General features: G+C 67.0%; 17 protein-coding genes. 5 read left to right on the plus strand and 12 right to left on the minus strand.

Annotated elements, in window-relative coordinates; all coding sequences use genetic code 11:
* Positions 1–65 precede the first annotated feature (65 nt).
* Genes purQ through purC form a run of 4 tightly spaced genes read right to left on the minus strand, consistent with a single transcriptional unit; the run spans position 66 to position 2,046 of the window.
* Entirely contained in the window at positions 66–737 is a 672-nt protein-coding gene (gene purQ, locus AB3G45_RS15805; RefSeq protein ID WP_367831478.1) for a phosphoribosylformylglycinamidine synthase subunit PurQ, read from the minus strand.
* Positions 734–991 (minus strand): hypothetical protein, encoded by a 258-nt coding sequence (locus AB3G45_RS15810; protein ID WP_367831479.1) that lies wholly within the window; start codon positions 989–991, stop codon positions 734–736. Before AB3G45_RS15810 ends, purQ begins: the two co-directional genes overlap by 4 nt.
* Before the next feature lie 19 nt (positions 992–1,010).
* Entirely contained in the window at positions 1,011–1,253 is a 243-nt protein-coding gene (gene purS, locus AB3G45_RS15815; RefSeq protein ID WP_367831480.1) for a phosphoribosylformylglycinamidine synthase subunit PurS, read from the minus strand.
* Between the two features lie 28 nt (positions 1,254–1,281).
* On the minus strand, positions 1,282–2,046 hold the full coding sequence (purC, locus tag AB3G45_RS15820; RefSeq protein WP_119258326.1) for a phosphoribosylaminoimidazolesuccinocarboxamide synthase: 765 nt from the start codon (positions 2,044–2,046) through the stop codon (positions 1,282–1,284).
* A 215-nt stretch (positions 2,047–2,261) separates the two neighbouring features.
* On the opposite strand from purC, the gene AB3G45_RS15825 reads away from it, so the two are divergent.
* Entirely contained in the window at positions 2,262–2,582 is a 321-nt protein-coding gene (locus tag AB3G45_RS15825; protein WP_367831481.1) for a DUF1476 domain-containing protein, read from the plus strand.
* A gap of 67 nt (positions 2,583–2,649) precedes the next feature.
* Here the strand turns inward: AB3G45_RS15825 and AB3G45_RS15830 are convergent, their stop codons facing one another.
* Together AB3G45_RS15830 and AB3G45_RS15835 are read right to left on the minus strand one after the other, a co-directional pair.
* Positions 2,650–5,238, minus strand: coding sequence for an EAL domain-containing protein (locus tag AB3G45_RS15830; RefSeq protein ID WP_367831482.1), 2,589 nt, complete (start codon positions 5,236–5,238; stop codon positions 2,650–2,652).
* 81 nt (positions 5,239–5,319) lie between these two features.
* Positions 5,320–5,880, minus strand: a complete 561-nt coding sequence (locus AB3G45_RS15835) for an RBBP9/YdeN family alpha/beta hydrolase (protein WP_367831483.1) — start codon at positions 5,878–5,880, stop codon at positions 5,320–5,322.
* 167 nt (positions 5,881–6,047) lie between these two features.
* On the opposite strand from AB3G45_RS15835, the gene AB3G45_RS15840 reads away from it, so the two are divergent.
* Positions 6,048–6,851: a DUF2189 domain-containing protein gene (locus AB3G45_RS15840; protein WP_367831484.1), complete on the plus strand. Its 804-nt coding sequence runs from the start codon at positions 6,048–6,050 to the stop codon at positions 6,849–6,851.
* Between the two features lie 160 nt (positions 6,852–7,011).
* Here AB3G45_RS15840 and purB read toward each other — a convergent pair whose 3' ends face one another.
* From purB to AB3G45_RS15870, 6 genes are all read right to left on the minus strand, one after another.
* Entirely contained in the window at positions 7,012–8,319 is a 1,308-nt protein-coding gene (gene purB / locus AB3G45_RS15845) for an adenylosuccinate lyase (RefSeq protein ID WP_367831485.1), read from the minus strand.
* A gap of 64 nt (positions 8,320–8,383) precedes the next feature.
* Positions 8,384–8,857: a hypothetical protein gene (locus tag AB3G45_RS15850; RefSeq protein WP_367831486.1), complete on the minus strand. Its 474-nt coding sequence runs from the start codon at positions 8,855–8,857 to the stop codon at positions 8,384–8,386.
* A 59-nt stretch (positions 8,858–8,916) separates the two neighbouring features.
* Entirely contained in the window at positions 8,917–9,651 is a 735-nt protein-coding gene (locus tag AB3G45_RS15855) for a DUF2259 domain-containing protein (protein ID WP_367831487.1), read from the minus strand.
* Positions 9,648–10,325, minus strand: a complete 678-nt coding sequence (gene rpe / locus AB3G45_RS15860) for a ribulose-phosphate 3-epimerase (protein ID WP_367831488.1) — start codon at positions 10,323–10,325, stop codon at positions 9,648–9,650. Before rpe ends, AB3G45_RS15855 begins: the two co-directional genes overlap by 4 nt.
* Before the next feature lie 68 nt (positions 10,326–10,393).
* Positions 10,394–11,398: a P1 family peptidase gene (locus tag AB3G45_RS15865; RefSeq protein ID WP_367831489.1), complete on the minus strand. Its 1,005-nt coding sequence runs from the start codon at positions 11,396–11,398 to the stop codon at positions 10,394–10,396.
* Positions 11,395–12,459, minus strand: a complete 1,065-nt coding sequence (locus tag AB3G45_RS15870) for an ABC transporter substrate-binding protein (protein WP_367831490.1) — start codon at positions 12,457–12,459, stop codon at positions 11,395–11,397. The genes AB3G45_RS15865 and AB3G45_RS15870 overlap by 4 nt, the downstream gene beginning before the upstream one ends.
* Positions 12,460–12,644: 185 nt before the next feature.
* Here AB3G45_RS15870 and AB3G45_RS15875 point away from each other — a divergent pair, with 185 nt between their 5' ends.
* The 3 genes from AB3G45_RS15875 to AB3G45_RS15885 are packed head-to-tail and all read left to right on the plus strand — an operon-like array spanning position 12,645 to position 15,326.
* The gene (locus AB3G45_RS15875) at positions 12,645–13,127 is read left to right on the plus strand and encodes a flavin reductase family protein (RefSeq protein WP_367833596.1); all 483 of its coding nucleotides are present in this window, start codon (positions 12,645–12,647) and stop codon (positions 13,125–13,127) included.
* A 27-nt stretch (positions 13,128–13,154) separates the two neighbouring features.
* Complete coding sequence (locus AB3G45_RS15880) at positions 13,155–14,081, plus strand: AAA family ATPase (RefSeq protein WP_367831491.1); 927 nt, start codon at positions 13,155–13,157, stop codon at positions 14,079–14,081.
* 3 nt (positions 14,082–14,084) lie between these two features.
* Positions 14,085–15,326, plus strand: coding sequence for a VWA domain-containing protein (locus AB3G45_RS15885; protein ID WP_367831492.1), 1,242 nt, complete (start codon positions 14,085–14,087; stop codon positions 15,324–15,326).
* The last annotated feature ends 6 nt before the right edge of the window (positions 15,327–15,332 follow it).

Consider the following 15,332-nt stretch of genomic DNA (forward strand, 5'->3'; position numbering starts at 1 on the left):
ACGAAGCGGCGCGCGGCCGGGGACGAGCCGCGCCCATCCCCGCCGGAACGGTTTTCGAGCGCCTGTCAGGCCGCGATGACGTCGAGCACCGAGGCGAAGAGGCCGCGGCCGTCCGAACCGCCATGGGCGGCCTCGATGAGGTTTTCCGGATGCGGCATCAGGCCGAGCACGTTGCCCTTCGCGTTCATCACGCCGGCAATATCGTTGATCGAGCCGTTCGGATTGGTGCCTTGCGCATAGCGGAACACGACCTGGCCATTGCCTTCGACGGCGGCCAGCGTCTCGGCGTCGGCGAAATAGTTGCCGTCGTGATGGGCGACCGGGCAGCGGATGATCTGGCCCTTGTCGTAGGCGCGGGTGAAGTCGGTCTCGGCGTTCACCACTTCGAGCTTCACTTCGCGGCAGACGAATTTCAGCGAGGCGTTGCGCATCAGCGCGCCGGGCAGGAGGCCGGATTCGAGCAGGATCTGGAAGCCGTTGCACACGCCCAGCACCTTCACGCCGGCCTCGGCCTTCGCCTTGATCGCCTGCATGACGGGCATGCGGGCGGCAATCGCTCCGCAGCGCAGGTAATCGCCGTAGGAGAAGCCGCCGGGGATGACGATCAGGTCGACGTCGGGCAGGTCCGTTTCCGTCTGCCAGACGGTGACCGGCGCGGTGCCGGAGATCTTGGTCAGCGCCGCGATCATGTCGCGGTCACGGTTGAGGCCGGGAAGTTGGACGACGGCGGACTTCATGGGTGTGGTTCAAACCTTGCCTGGGCCTCGGCGCGTTCACGCAGTTCGAGGCGGTTTTCGATACGGTCGAGGCGCTGGTCCACGCGGTCCAGGCGCGAGTAGATGTGATGCACATCCTGCTGGATGGTCACGATGTTACCGCGCATCGTGATCATCTCGCTGCGGAGGTCGGCCAAACCCCTGTCCAACTTGTCCATGCGGACATGAAAGCTTTTCAGCAATTCATGGAGCAGGTCGTGTGTCGCATCCGCCATTTGCCATCCCCTTCAACCGTCAGGCGAGGGCGATAGTATAGTTCTCGATTACCGTGTTGGCCAGCAGCTTGTCGCACATGGCCTTGAGGTCGGCTTCGGCCTTGGCGCGGTCGGCGGTCGCGAGTTCCAGATCGAAGACCTTGCCCTGGCGGACGTGGCCGACGCCGTCGAAGCCGAGGCTGCCGAGGGCGCCCTCGATCGCCTTGCCCTGCGGGTCCAAAACACCGTTCTTGAGCGTAACCGTTACGCGTGCCTTGATCATGTCTGTCTGTCCATCCTTGGAAGGCGTGTTATTTCACCAGAACCGGGCCGGTGCCGCGCACGGGCTCGTTCTCGTTGATGATGCCGAGGCGGCGGGCCACTTCCTGATAGGCTTCGACCAGGCCGCCCATGTCGCGGCGGAAACGGTCCTTGTCCATCTTCTCCTGGGTGGCGATATCCCAGAGGCGGCAGCTGTCCGGCGAGATCTCGTCGGCGATGATGATGCGCATCATGTCGCCTTCGTAGAGGCGGCCGCACTCGATCTTGAAATCGACGAGCTGGATGCCGACGCCGAGGAAGAGGCCGGAGAGGAAGTCGTTGACGCGGATGGCGAGCGCCATGATGTCGTCGAGTTCCTGCGGGCTCGCCCAGCCGAAGGCGGTGATGTGCTCTTCGGAGACCATGGGGTCTTCCAGCGCATCGGCCTTGAAATAGAATTCGATGATCGAGCGCGGCAGCACGGTGCCTTCCTCGATGCCGAGGCGCTTGGACAGCGAGCCGGCGGCGACGTTGCGCACGACCACTTCGAGCGGGATGATCTCGACTTCCTTGATCAGCTGCTCGCGCATGTTGAGGCGGCGGATGAAGTGGGTCGGGATTCCCATCTTGTTCAGCTGGGTGAAGAGGTACTCGGAGATCCGGTTGTTGAGCACACCCTTTCCGTCGATGACATCGTGCTTCTTCTTGTTGAAGGCGGTGGCGTCATCCTTGAAGAACTGGATCAGCGTGCCCGGCTCGGGACCCTCGTACAGGATCTTGGCCTTGCCCTCGTAGATACGGCGGCGACGGTTCATGGATTTTGTCTCTGTTGTTGGCGCGCTTGGGCCGCGCAGGTGTCGTTCGTTTGCGCTCCCATAAACGAAATGCCGCAGTTTAACAATCGCTGTCGCGCCCGATCCCCCGATTTCCGGGAAGTTCGGACCTCACGAAAGTTCGCATTGCACTTTTGCCATTGTTTTGATTTATGGGCGGAAAGCCTATCGGGTCAAAGAATCTACGGGAGCCATGGATGACCAGCATACAGGATCGGGAAAAGGCCTTCGAGGCCAAGTTCGCGCTGGACGAGGAGCTTCGCTTCAGGGCCGAAGCACGCCGCAACAAGCTGCTCGGCCTGTGGGCTGCCGGCCTGCTCGGCAAGACCGACGGCGAGGCCGAAGCCTATGCCAAGGAGGTCGTCGCCGCCGATTTCGAGGAAGTCGGCCATGAGGACGTCGTGCGCAAGATCAAGGCCGATTTCGTGGCGGCCGGCGTTGCCCGCAGCGAAGACGAAATCCGCGTCCAGATGATCGAACTGCTGGCCGTCGCCATCGCGCAGCTCGAAGTGGGCTGAGCCGCGTTTTCACGCCTCCGCCGCGTCTTTGGAAGCCGTCCGGCCAAACCGGGCGGCTTTCCCGTTTCTAGCGGATGCCGGCCCGGCGCGCCTCGCTCTGGAGGTCGCGCACATTGCCGTCCTGGTGGCGCCATTCCTCACCGCGCACGAAATCCGGAATAGCGTGTGCCGGCATGGGCCGGGCGAGCGCGTAGCCCTGCAGGATATCGCAGCCGAGCTCGCGCATGATGGCGACGTGGGCGGGCGTCTCGACGCCTTCGGCCACGACCTCGATGTTCAGCGAGCGGCCGATCTCGATGATGGTGCCGACGAGCTTGCGCTGGCCGGGCGAGCGGCTGACCGGCTTGATGAGCTGCCGGTCGATCTTCAGCCGGCGCGGCGAGAGCTTCATCAGGCTGACGATCGAGGCATGGCCGGTGCCGAAATCGTCGATCTCGATGTCGATGCCGAGCTTGCGCATCTCCGCGAGGTTTTCCAGCACGACGCGGTCGCAATCGTCGAGGAAGATCGATTCCAGGAGTTCGAAGGAAAGCGATTTCGGGCGGATGCCCAGCGTGTGCAGCGACCGCGCCAGCTCCGGATCGTGCAGGCGCTTGGAGGAGACATTGGCCGAGATCTTCTCGATGCCGAGGCCGAGCGCCTGCCATTCGGCATAGTCGGCGAGCGACTTTTCCAGGACGACGCGGTCGATCATCGCCACGCAGTCGAGATCCTCGGCGATCTTCAGGAACGCGTCGGGGGCGAGGATCCCCCGGGTCGGATGGTTCCAGCGCGCCAGCGTCTCGACGCCGACGACATCGAGCGTGCGGGCGCAGAACTGCGGCTGGTAGTAGGGCAGGAAACGCTGCTGCTCGATGCCGGTGAGGATCTCGTCGGCCGTCTTCTTGTTGACGATGATCTGCGCCTGGAAATCGCTGGTGAAGAATTCGTGCCGGCTGCGCCCGCGGTTCTTGGCGCGATAGAGCGCAAGGTCGGCATTGACGAGGAGCTGCTTGGCATCGATGGCGCTGCCCGACTGGCTGGCGATGCCGACGCTGGCCCCGAAGCGGCACATATGGCCGTTGAAGGTGACGGGCTTGCGCATCGCCTCCACGATGGCCTCGGCGAGCGAGGCGAGGTTGCGTCCCGCAGAACCGTTCGACAGGAAGACGAACTCGTCCCCGCCGATGCGCGCGACGAAGTCGTCGGGGCCTTTCAGGTCGTTGAGCACGCCGGCGGCGTGGACGAGCATGCGGTCGCCGGCAAGGTGCCCGAGCGTGTCGTTGATCTCCTTGAAGCGGTCGAGATCGATATGCAGCACTGCAAGGCGGCTGCCGGACTGCTGCGCCTCCTGCGCGGCGGCCTCGATGGCGGCATCGAGATAGCGGCGGTTCGGCAGGCCGGTCAGGTGGTCGTGCAGGGCGGTGTATTCGATGCGCGCCCGGGCGGTCTCCAGCTCCAGATTGCGCGCCTCCGCCAGTTCCTTGGCATGTTCCAGCTCCTCGCGAAGGCGCATGTCGTCGGTGACGTCCCAGTTGGCGCCGATGAGGCGCGGCACGCCGGCCATGTCGACATAGGGCGCCGAGCGCCCGCGGATGTGGCGGACTTCCCCGTCGCCGCGGATGATGCGGAATTCGTTGGCGAAATCCTGGTTGCCGAAGAGGCCGTCCTCGACCGTGGCCATCGCCTTGCGCAGGTCCTGCGGATGGAGCGCGCGCTCCCAGCTCTTCGCGTCGGGCTCTCCGGCAAGGCCGTATATCTCGATCATGCGCTCGTCCCAGCGCACCTCGCCGGTGCGCAGGTTGACCTCGAAGACGCCGATGCGCGAGACGCCGAACGCCAGTTCCAGCCGGCGGGACATCTGGGCAAGGCGCTCTTCCGCCTCCTTGCGCTCCGTTATGTCCGTGTCGGTGCCGGCGATGCGGCCCGGCTTGCCATCCGGCCCGTAGTCGACGACGGCGCCACGGCTCTCGATCCACACCCAGTGGCCGTCCTTGTGGCGCTCGCGGTAGGAGAACACGTTGAACGGCGTCTGGCCGGTCTCCTGCTTGTCGATCTCTTCCAGCACATGCGCCCGGTCGTCCGGATGCACGTTCTGCAGCCAGTCCGAAAGGGAAGGCTGGATGGGATCGTCCGGCTGCAGGCCGCGGATCGCCCGCCACTGGCGGGAATAGAAGAGGTCGCCGCGTGCGAAATCGTGGTCCCACACGCCCTGGCCGGCGGATTCGAGCGCATGGTTCCAGCGGCTTTCCCGCTCGGCCAGTTCGAACGCGTTGCGCTTGCGTTCGTCTATGTCGGTGATCTGGACGATGAGGGCGGGCGCGGACGGCTCGCCGGGCAGGGGCGGAGGCTCGAGGAAGGAGGCGAGCACCCAGAATTCCGCGCCATCCGGCCGCTGCAGGCGGATTTCCCAGGGGGCCTGCTCGGCAAGGCTCGGGCGCATGGCGAAGGCCATGACGGCGCGATCCTTGGGCGAGACGCATTCGGCGAAGGGGGGCAGGACGGAGAGGGTGGCGACCCCGAAGGCGCGCAGGAACGTCCCGTTCGCATCGACGACGCGTCCTTCGGCGTCGAGCGCGGCAAAGCCGAAGCCGGACCGCGCGAAAAGCCGGCGATAAAACGGCTCGCGCTCCGTTTCATGCACGGCAATGGAGGTCGAACCGGAGGGTTTGGCCATGAAACGCGGCGCCTGCTTGGAACTCAACGGGAACAGCGTGCCGGATTTCTATGAAATTCCCCTTAATGGCTGGAGCGCCTGCTATTCGGGCGCCTTGAGCCGGCTCAGGAACTGGGCGAACACCATCGTGCCCTCCGGCCAGGGCCCGTGGCCGGACTCCGTGTTGATATGCCCGGCCTCGCCCGCGTCGAGCAGCAGCGAACCCCAGGCGGCGGCGATGTCGTCGGCATGCTCGTAGGTGCCGAACGGATCGTTGCGGCTCGCCACGACGAGCGAGGGGAAGTCGAGCGGTTCGCGCGGATAGGGGCCGAAGGTCATCAGGTGTTTCGGCCGGACGGCCTCGTTGGCGACGTCGGGCGGCGCCACGAGGAAGGCGCCGGCGACCTTGCCGCCGAGATGCGGGGCGGCATGGATCGCCGCCGCCACGCCGAGCGAATGGGCGACGAGCACGACGGGCTTCGTCGCCGCCGCGACCTCTTCGATCACGCGCTGCACCCAGTCCTCGCGCACGGGCTTGGACCACTCGGCCTGTTCCACGCGCCGCGCCGAGCCGAGCCTGGACTGCCAGCGGCTCTGCCAGTGCTCGGGCCCGGAATTGGTGTAGCCCGGGACGATGAGGATTTCTGCTTCTGAGGCTTTCATGCGCCGGCATGTGCGTTCACGAAGTGCTGAAGTCAAGGGGGCGGGACAAATCATCGCCCGGGGTGTATGCTTCGCCCTCTTCAATGCCAATCACGGCCCGCTGTGCTGGCGGACGATTGCCCTCCGCGCGCGCCGAGACGGTCTCGAACCGGCAAGGAGGATTTGTCATGACGACATTTCATGTGATGACGGGCGACGGCGAGATGGCGGCGCGCCCGGCGATCCGGCGGATCGGTCTTTCCGACGTGATGGACGCGCTTCGCCTCGGCTTTGCGGATTTTCGCGCCAAGCCGTCCCACTACGTCTTTCTCAGCCTCATCTACCCCATCGCGGGCGTGGTGCTCGTCACCTGGAGTTCCGGCGCCAACATGCTGCCGCTGATCTTTCCGCTGGTGGCCGGTTTCGCGCTGCTCGGGCCGTTCTTCGCCCTCGGTCTCTACGAGATCAGCCGGCGGCGCGAGCGCGGCATGGATGCCTCGTGGCGCCATGCGCTGGAGGTGCGCAACTCGCCGGCCCTGCCGTCCATCCTTGCCGTCGGCGCCATGCTGATGGCGCTGTTCATCGCGTGGCTGGTCTTCGCGCAAGTGCTCTATACAAGCCTGTTCGGGCCGGAGCCGCCGCAGTCGCTCGCCCTGTTCCTCGCCTCGATCTTCGGCTCGGAGAACGGCCTGCTGCTGATGCTGGCCGGCAATGCCATCGGCTTCTGCTTCGCGCTCGTCGTGCTGGCGACGACCGTGATCGCCTTTCCCATGCTGCTCGACCGCGACGCCGGCGCCGTGGCGGCCATCGAGACCTCGCTGCGCGCCACGCTGGTCAACCCGGTGCCCATCGCCTGCTGGGGCCTGATCGTCGCCGCGCTGCTGGTCGTCGGCTCCATCCCGGTCTTCGTCGGGCTTGCCGTGATCATGCCGATCCTCGGCCATGCCACCTGGCATCTCTATCGCAAGATCGTCGTCGACGATAAGCGGTGACGCCGTTTGCGGGCGGCACGCGCCGGGAGGAGAGTGCAAGGCCGCCCGTCAGAGGGGAGCGATGGCGCCATCGGCGCCATCGCTGTTTCCGGCGACCCGCGCAAGGGAAGTCAAATTCGAAGAATGCGGCCGGCGAAGCGTCTTCGCCGGCCGGTTTCGCCTATACCGTGCCGAAGACCCGGCGGAAGATCGTGTCGACATGCTTGATGTGGTAGCCGAGGTCGAATTTCTCGCGGATCTGCTCCTCGGAGAGCGCGGCGCGCACCTCCGCGTCGGCCAGCAGTTCCTCCAGGAAGTCCTTGCCCTGTTCCCAGACCTTCATGGCGTTGCGCTGCACGAGACGATAGGAATCCTCGCGCGAGACGCCGGCTTGCGTAAGGGCAAGCAGGACGCGCTGCGAATGAACGAGCCCGCGGAACTTGTTGAGATTCTTCATCATGTTGTCGGGGTAGATCACCAGCTTCTCGATGACGCCGGCAAGCCGGTTCAGCGCGAAGTCGAGGGTGATCGTCGTGTCCGGGCCGATGCCGCGCTCGACGCTGGAATGGGATATGTCGCGCTCGTGCCAGAGCGCCACGTTCTCCATGGCGGGGGTGACGGCCATGCGCACGAGGCGGGCGAGGCCCGTCAGGTTTTCCGTCAGCACCGGGTTGCGCTTGTGCGGCATGGCGGACGAGCCCTTCTGGCCCGGCGAGAAGAATTCTTCCGCCTCCAGCACTTCCGTGCGCTGCATGTGGCGGATCTCGATGGCGACGTTCTCGATGGACGAGGCGATGACGCCGAGCGTGGCGAAGAACATGGCGTGGCGGTCGCGCGGGATGACCTGCGTGGAGACGGGCTCCGGCACGAGGCCGAGCTTGGCGCAGACATGTTCCTCGACGCGCGGATCGATATTGGCGAAGGTGCCGACGGCGCCGGAGATCGCGCCGGTGGCGATTTCCGCGCGGGCGGCGACGAGGCGGGCGCGGCCCCGATCCATCTCGGCATAGAAGCGGGCGAGCGTCAGGCCCATCGTTGTCGGCTCGGCGTGGATGCCGTGGCTGCGGCCGATGCGGATCGTATCCTTGTGCTCGAAGGCGCGGGTCTTCAGCGCCGCGAGCACGCGGTCCATGCCGGAAAGCAGGATATCGGCGGCGCGCACGAGCTGGATGTTGAAGGTCGTGTCGAGCACGTCGGAGGACGTCATGCCCTGGTGCACGAAGCGGCTGTCCGGGCCGACGAATTCGGCAAGGTGCGTCAGGAAGGCGATGACGTCATGCTTGGTGACGGCCTCGATCTCGTCGATGCGGGCGACGTCGAACTCGGCCTTGCCGCCCTTCTCCCAGATCGTCTCGGCGGCCGATTTCGGGATGACGCCGAGCTCGGCGAGCGCGTCGCAGGCATAGGCTTCGATCTCGAACCAGATGCGGAACTTCGTTTCGGGCGACCAGATGGCGACCATGTCCGGTCGGGAATAGCGAGGGATCATCGGCTCTTGGCTTTCCTTGGCAGTGTGGGAGTTGCCGCCGCTTTAGCAAAGATGGCCGGCAAGCTCAACGTATGGATCGGGAGAGCCACAGGCTGGTGCCTGCAACGACGGGCAATCCGACCGGCAGATAGAGGCTGAGCCCCATGACGAGGAACTGATAGACGGCCCCGGCAATGGTGAAGACGAACTGGTAGAGCCAGATGCGCGTGCCGGGCGCATGGTGCCATTGCGCGTAGAACAGCCGGTAGTCGAGGGCGAAGAAGAAGGCCGTCACGGCGATGGTGCCGAGGCTGAGCAGCGCGAAATGGGCGGCGAAACGAGTTTCGAACGGCCGGCGGCGAGTGAGGATCCGCGCCAGCGGCAGGGCGAGAGGCCAGGTGGCAAGGCCGCCGGCAAAGTAAACCGCGAGGATCCGCACGAGCTGAAAGTTTTCCGCGCGCCCCTGCAGGCGCAGCGCCAGGAAGGCGCCCGCGGCCATCAGCACGCCCCAGCCGAGGGCGCCGCCGAGATAGACCGGCAGCGAAGGGAAGACCGGCATCGACGGCCGAAGCCTTGCAGCCTCGGGTCCGCCTCGTCCTGCCGCGACCAACTCCACCGTCAGGGCCGGAAGGGCAGGGCGATCCAGCGCCCGTCGCTGCCCTCGAAGCCGAAGCTGCGCACCAGGACGAGCGCGACATGGACCGGCCCGCCCTCGCGCGGATGGAAGGTCAGCGCGCCGGAAAGCTGGTAGGAGAGCGGGCAGGCGCGGCTTTCGGGCACGCGCGTATCCTCATGCACGACGGTATCGACTGCCGCGCCGTCGCGCCTGACGAGTTTCAGGCGAAACCCCTTGCCGCCCTCCGGCGTGATGTCGCGGCATGTGTCGGAGAGCGGAAGCGGGATCTCCTCCAGCGCCAGGGCGAAGCTGCCGCCCGGCACCGGCTCGACGGCGTGTTGCAGGTATTCGATGCGGCCCCTGTCGGCGCCGACCTCGCCCATCGGGTTGAAGGCGGAAAGGACGCCGGGATGGGAGAATACCCTGTGCGTCTCGATGAGCGCCTTGGCCTTGTCGCGGCTTTGCGCGCGGGCCTTCGCGATGTCCGCCGCCTCGTCGTCGATGCGCACGCGGATCGGCGTGCCGGGGAGATAGGCGTCCTTCTCGGTGTCGATGAAATAGACGGTGGAATAGGGAAAGCCCGAACCGTCCTGGACGCCGAATTCCTCGAAGGCATAGACCTTGCCGTCGGGCGAGAAGCCGAGCGACTGGAAGGCGGAGAAATCACCGGCCGTCGCCCCCGACGTCGTCAGCAGGACGGCCGCGAGCGCGCTCGCCGCTTTCCGGAAAATCCTCACCCCCGCGCGCCCTCCGCATTGCTGCGCAGAGTGTCGATGGTTTTGCGATAGGCGTCAACATGGCCGCCGCCGAAGATGGCCGAGCCGGCGACGAAGACATTGGCGCCGGCCGCGGCGGGCATCGCGATGGTGTCGACCGCGATGCCGCCGTCGACCTGGATATCGATCGGCCGGTCGCCGACCATCTTGCGCACGCGGCGCAGTTTTTCCTGCATGGCGGGAATGAACTTCTGGCCGCCGAAGCCGGGATTGACCGTCATGACGAGGATCAGATCGATCTTGTCGAGCAGGTAGTCGAGCACGCTTTCCGAGGTGGCCGGGTTGATCGACACGCCGGCGCGCTTGCCGAGCGCGCGGATCGCCTGCAGCGAGCGGTCGAGATGGGGGCCTGCCTCGGCATGCACGGTGATGCCGTCGCAGCCGGCCTTGGCGAAGGCTTCCAGATAGGGATCGGCCGGCGCGATCATCAGGTGGCAGTCGAAGAAGGCGTCGGTATGCGGGCGCAGCGCCTTGATGACGTCGGGGCCGAAGGAGATGTTCGGCACGAAATGGCCGTCCATGATGTCGAGATGGATCCAGTCCGCCCCGGCCGCAACGACGTCGCGCACTTCCTGGCCGAGTTTCGCATAGTCGGCGGCGAGGATGGAGGGCGCGATCCGGATGGGGAGGGTCATGTCAGGCTCCGTGAGGAAGGGATTTGGCGTCGCCATACCATTCCCGGCAGGAGCGGACAACGGCCGAATCAGCGCAGCGCCCACGCCGGTAATACATCGCCGGGCATCGGCGTCGCATCGTGCACGCCGCGGGCGATGGCCCGGGCCATGGTGGCGGCTGCCGCGGCGCAGAGCATGATGAAGTCTTCCGGTGCCGGCCGGCGGCCGCGTCGGCCGGTTGCCAATGCGAAGACGAGGTCGCCGTCGAGCGGTGTATGGGCCGGCCAGAGGGCGCGGGCGAAACCGTCATGCGCGGCGATCGCCAGCCGCTTGGCCTCTGCCTTGGTGAGGACGGCGTCGGTGGCGACGACGGCGATCGTCGTGTTCTCCGTGCCGCTCGGCCGGAGCGACAGTTTCGTGCGCGGCGTGCGGGCATCCGCCGGGAAAGGGAAGGGCAGGCCGAGCCCGCCGAATTCGTCGCCCTCCTCGAAGGGTGCCGCCCAGAAATGCCGGGTGTCGCCGACGGTGGCGGAGCCGAGCGCATTGACTGCGACAAGCGCGCCGACGGTGAAGCCGCCCTCGACCACGCTGGAGGCCGTGCCGAGCCCGCCCTTGAACGTCGCCGTCAGCGCGCCGGTGCCGGCGCCGGCGCTGCCGGTGGAAAAATCCGCGGCCGCGTCGGCAAGCGCCGCATGGCCGAGTTCGCGATAGGGCGGATAGCGGCCCCAGTCCTTGTCGCCGCCGTTCATCAGGTCGAAGAGGATGGCGGCCGGCACGATCGGCACGCGATGCGGGCCGACGACAAAGCCGCGCCCGATTTCGCGAAGGCCCGCCTGCACGCCCGATGCCGCATCGAGCCCGAAGGCCGAGCCGCCGGACAGGACCAGCGCATCGACGGCCTCGACGGTGTTGTGCGGTTCGAGGAGATCGGTCTCGCGCGTGCCCGGCGCGCCGCCGAGCACCTGCACGGCGGCCGTCGCCGGCTCCTCGCACAGGACGACGGTGACGCCGGAGCGCAGGCGGTGATCCGTGGCGTTGCCGACCAGAAGCCCGGCGACGTCCGTCAGGCGGTTGTTCGGGCCGGGCCGCATCATTCTGTCTCCGCCGGCACGAAGGCGCCGGCGCGCCAGACGAGCAGGCGATAAGGGTTTTCGGCAAGTTCGTGATCGGCCCCGAAGGCGACGGTGCCGATCGCGGTTGCGAAAGGCGTCCCCGAAAGCGCGGCCGCAAGGTCGCCGCCCCGGCCGGCCGCCGTCGCAAGCGCGGTGACGGCCGCATGGGCGGGCAGCACGTAGCCTTCCGCGAAAATGCCCTGCTCCTTCATCGCCGCCGCCACGGCCTTGCCCTCCGGCAGGGCCGGGTAGTCCGGCAGCGCGATCGCCGCGACGCCGTCGGTCATCGGCGCGAGCGGGTCGGCGCCCATCAGCGCCTCGCCGCCGAGAAACGCCAGCGCCAGCTTTTCCCCCTTCGCATCTCGGGCGATCACCGCGATATCCGTCCGGTCGCCGCCGACGAAGACGCGGGTGACGCCCGTCTGGGCGAGGCGGCGCACGAGGGTGAGCTGCTGTTCCTGCGCCGGGCGATAGGTATCGACGAAGGCGGCCTTCATGCCGACCTCCTCCAGCCGCAGCCGGATCGTCTCGACCAGTTCGCGGGCATGGATCGTGCCGTCGTCGATGAGGGCGAAGGGCTCTGCCTTCCAGTCCCGGACGATGACCTCGACCGCCTTGTCGGCCTCCGCCTTCGGGCCGGGGGCGAGGCGGAAGAGCGGCCAGTTCTTCTTCAGCGCATCCTCCATGAGGATGCCCGAGCGCACGGAAAGCGTGACCGCCGGCACCTTCGCCTCGGCAAGGGCGGGCAGGGCGGCCGCAAGCCCCTCCGTGCAGAGGAAACCGACCGCGGCGACGGCGTCCGCCGCCAGGATCGCCTTGCTTATCGCCGCCCCGTCGCTCTCGTCACAGGCCTCGGGAATTTCCACCACCGTGTCGCCGTTCGCCTGCGCGGCAAAGCGTGCGCCGTCGCGCACCTGCTGGCCGAGAATGGCGAGCGGCCCTTCGGTCGGCGCGACCACGGCGAAGGTGAGGCCTGCCGCGCCCGCGGGCAAGGTGGCGAACAGGGAGGCGCCGAGCAGGCTGGCAAGGAAAGCGGTTCTCATTCTCAATCCATCGGTCGCGATGACGCTCTTTGTAAGGATCGGGCCGGCAGCGTCAAAGAGAAATATGGCCGCAAATCCCGCCTCGTCTCCGGCAGGACAGGAAAATTCGGCAACGGGGGTTACATTTTGCGTCATTTTCGCCATGTATCTCCTGTGTGAAGGAGAATGCCGTGTTGGACAGATTGATGCTGGACCCGTCGCTCTATCGGGATGCGATGAGCCGCTATGCCGGCCATGTGCAGATCGTGACGACGGCGCATGCCGGCGAGAAGCGCGGCGTGACGATCACCGCCGCCTGCTCGCTGTCGGACAACCCGGCCATGGTGCTCGCCTGCGTCAACGCCTCCAACCCGAAGAACGCGATCTTCTCCCGGAGCGGCAACTTCGCGCTGAACACGCTCTCGGCCGACCAGGTCGACCTTGCCAACGCATTTTCCGGCCGCGATCCGTCGCTGACGGCCGAGCAGCGCTTCGCCCTTGGCGACTGGCAGGAACTGGTGACGGGCGCGCCCGTGTTGAAGACGGCGATGGCCGCCTTCGATTGCCGGCTCGTCGAACTCAAGGTCATGGCGACGCACATGCTGCTGATCGGCGAGGTGATGGGCGTCTCCTTCGGCGAGCACGGTCAGGCCCTTCTCTATATGGACCGGGGCTATCGCACGCTATAAGTTCGTTCTTCCAGACGGAGGAACGGCGTGGCCCATCAACGCGGAAACATCCCGCAATCCATCGACGAGACCGTGGACATGCTGGCGGCGGGCAACTACCTCGCCGGACGGTCGCTGGCGACCGTCCTGTTCCTTGCGCTGCGCATGAAGCGGCCGCTCTTCCTGGAGGGCGAGGCCGGCGTCGGCAAGACGGAGATCGCCAAGGTGCTGGCCGGCGCGCTCGACCGTCCGCTGATCCGCCTGCAATGCTACGAGGGCCTCGACATCTCCTCGGCGGTCTACGAGTGGAACTATCCGGCGCAGATGCTGGAGATCCGCCTTGCCGAGGCCGCCGGCACCACGGATCGCGGCCGCATCGAGGCCGATATCTTCTCCGAGCGCTATCTCATCCGCCGCCCCGTGCTGCAGGCGCTCTCCTCGCCGGGCGGCCGGGCGCCGGTCTTCCTGATCGACGAACTGGACCGCACCGACGAGGCCTTCGAGGCCTTCCTCCTCGAAGTGCTGTCCGATTTCCAGGTGACGGTGCCCGAACTCGGCACCATCCGCGCCGCAGAGCCGCCCATCGTCATCATCACGACGAACCGCACGCGCGAGGTGCACGACGCGCTGAAGCGCCGCTGTCTCTACCACTGGGTCGATTATCCCGCCGCCGCGCAGGAATTGGAGATCATCCGCCGCAAGGTGCCGGGCTGCAATGCGGCGCTCTCGCGGGAGGTCGTCGCCTATGTGCAGAAGCTGCGCGCGCTCGATCTCTTCAAGAACCCGGGCGTTGCCGAAACCATCGACTGGGCGAGCGCGCTCACCGAACTCGACCGCGTCGCGCTCGACCCGGAGACCGTGTCCGACACGCTGGGCACGCTGCTCAAATACCAGGACGACATCGCCCGCATCGAGGGCGGGGAAGGGCGCAGGTTGCTGGACGGCGTGAAGGCCGATCTGGCGGCGGCGGGCTGAGCGATGAGGGCGGCGGCGGACAACAGCCTGGCAGGCGTGGCCTTCGAAGGGCGGCTTGCCGACAATATCGTGTTCTTTGCCCGCGTGCTGCGCAAGGCGGGCCTGCGCATCGGACCGGCGGCGGTGACGGACGCCATCGAGGCGGTGCGGGCCATCGGCATCGGCGAGCGCGAGGCGTTCTATACTGCGCTGCATGCGACGCTGGTCAAGCGGCATGAGGACGATGCGGTCTTCGACGAGGCGTTCCGGCTGTTCTGGCGCTCGCGCGATCTCGTCGGCAAGATGATCGCGATGATGTCGCCGGTGGTGCGGCGCGAGGAGGAGCGCGAAAAGCGCAAGGCGGGCGACACGCGCGTTTCCGACGCGCTGTTCGGCGGCCGGCAGGACGAGCGCCCGCCGCGCGAGGAGCCGGATATCGAGATCGACGCCCGCTTCACCGCCTCCGGCAGCGAGATGCTGCGCAAGACGGATTTCGCGCAGATGTCCGCGGCCGAGCTTGCCGCCGCCAAGCGCGCCATCGCCGGCCTCGTTCTGCCGCTCGACGAGGTGCGCACGCGCCGCTTCCGCCGGTCCACCCGGCCGGCGGCGATCGACGCGCGCGCCACCATGCGCCACGCCATGCGCACCGGCGGCGCGCTGATCCTGCCGCGCCACAGGGAGCCGAAGACGGTGCATCCGCCGCTGGTGGTGCTGGCCGACATTTCGGGCTCGATGAGCCAGTACACGCGCATCTTCCTGCATTTCCTGCATGCGCTCGGCGAGCACCGCCGCCGCCTGCACGCCTTCCTGTTCGGCACGCGGCTCAGCAACGTCACGCGCCAGATGCGCCACCGCGATCCCGATATCGCGGTGGAGGCGTGCAGCCGGTCGGTCAGCGACTGGTCCGGCGGCACGCGCATCGGCGAGACGCTGAAGGAATTCAACCGGTTGTGGTCGCGCCGCGTGCTGGGGCAGGGCGCCGTCGTGCTGCTCATCACCGACGGGTTGGAGCGCGAGGGCATCGACCTCCTCGAAAAGGAGATGGACCGGCTGCACCGCTCCTGCCGGCGGCTCGTCTGGCTCAACCCGCTGCTGCGCTTCGAGGGGTTCGAGGCGCGGGCGCGCGGGGTGCGGGCGATGCTGCCGCATGTCGACGACTTGCGGCCGGTGCACAATCTGGAGGCAATGGCCGACCTGGTGGCGGCGCTTTCCGGCGAGGCGCCGCGCGGCGCCGGCGACCCGCGGCGTTTCCTGCCGGCGGCATGAGGAGGG

The organism is Shinella sp. S4-D37 (genome assembly GCF_040812195.1).
Lineage (GTDB): Bacteria > Pseudomonadota > Alphaproteobacteria > Rhizobiales > Rhizobiaceae > Shinella.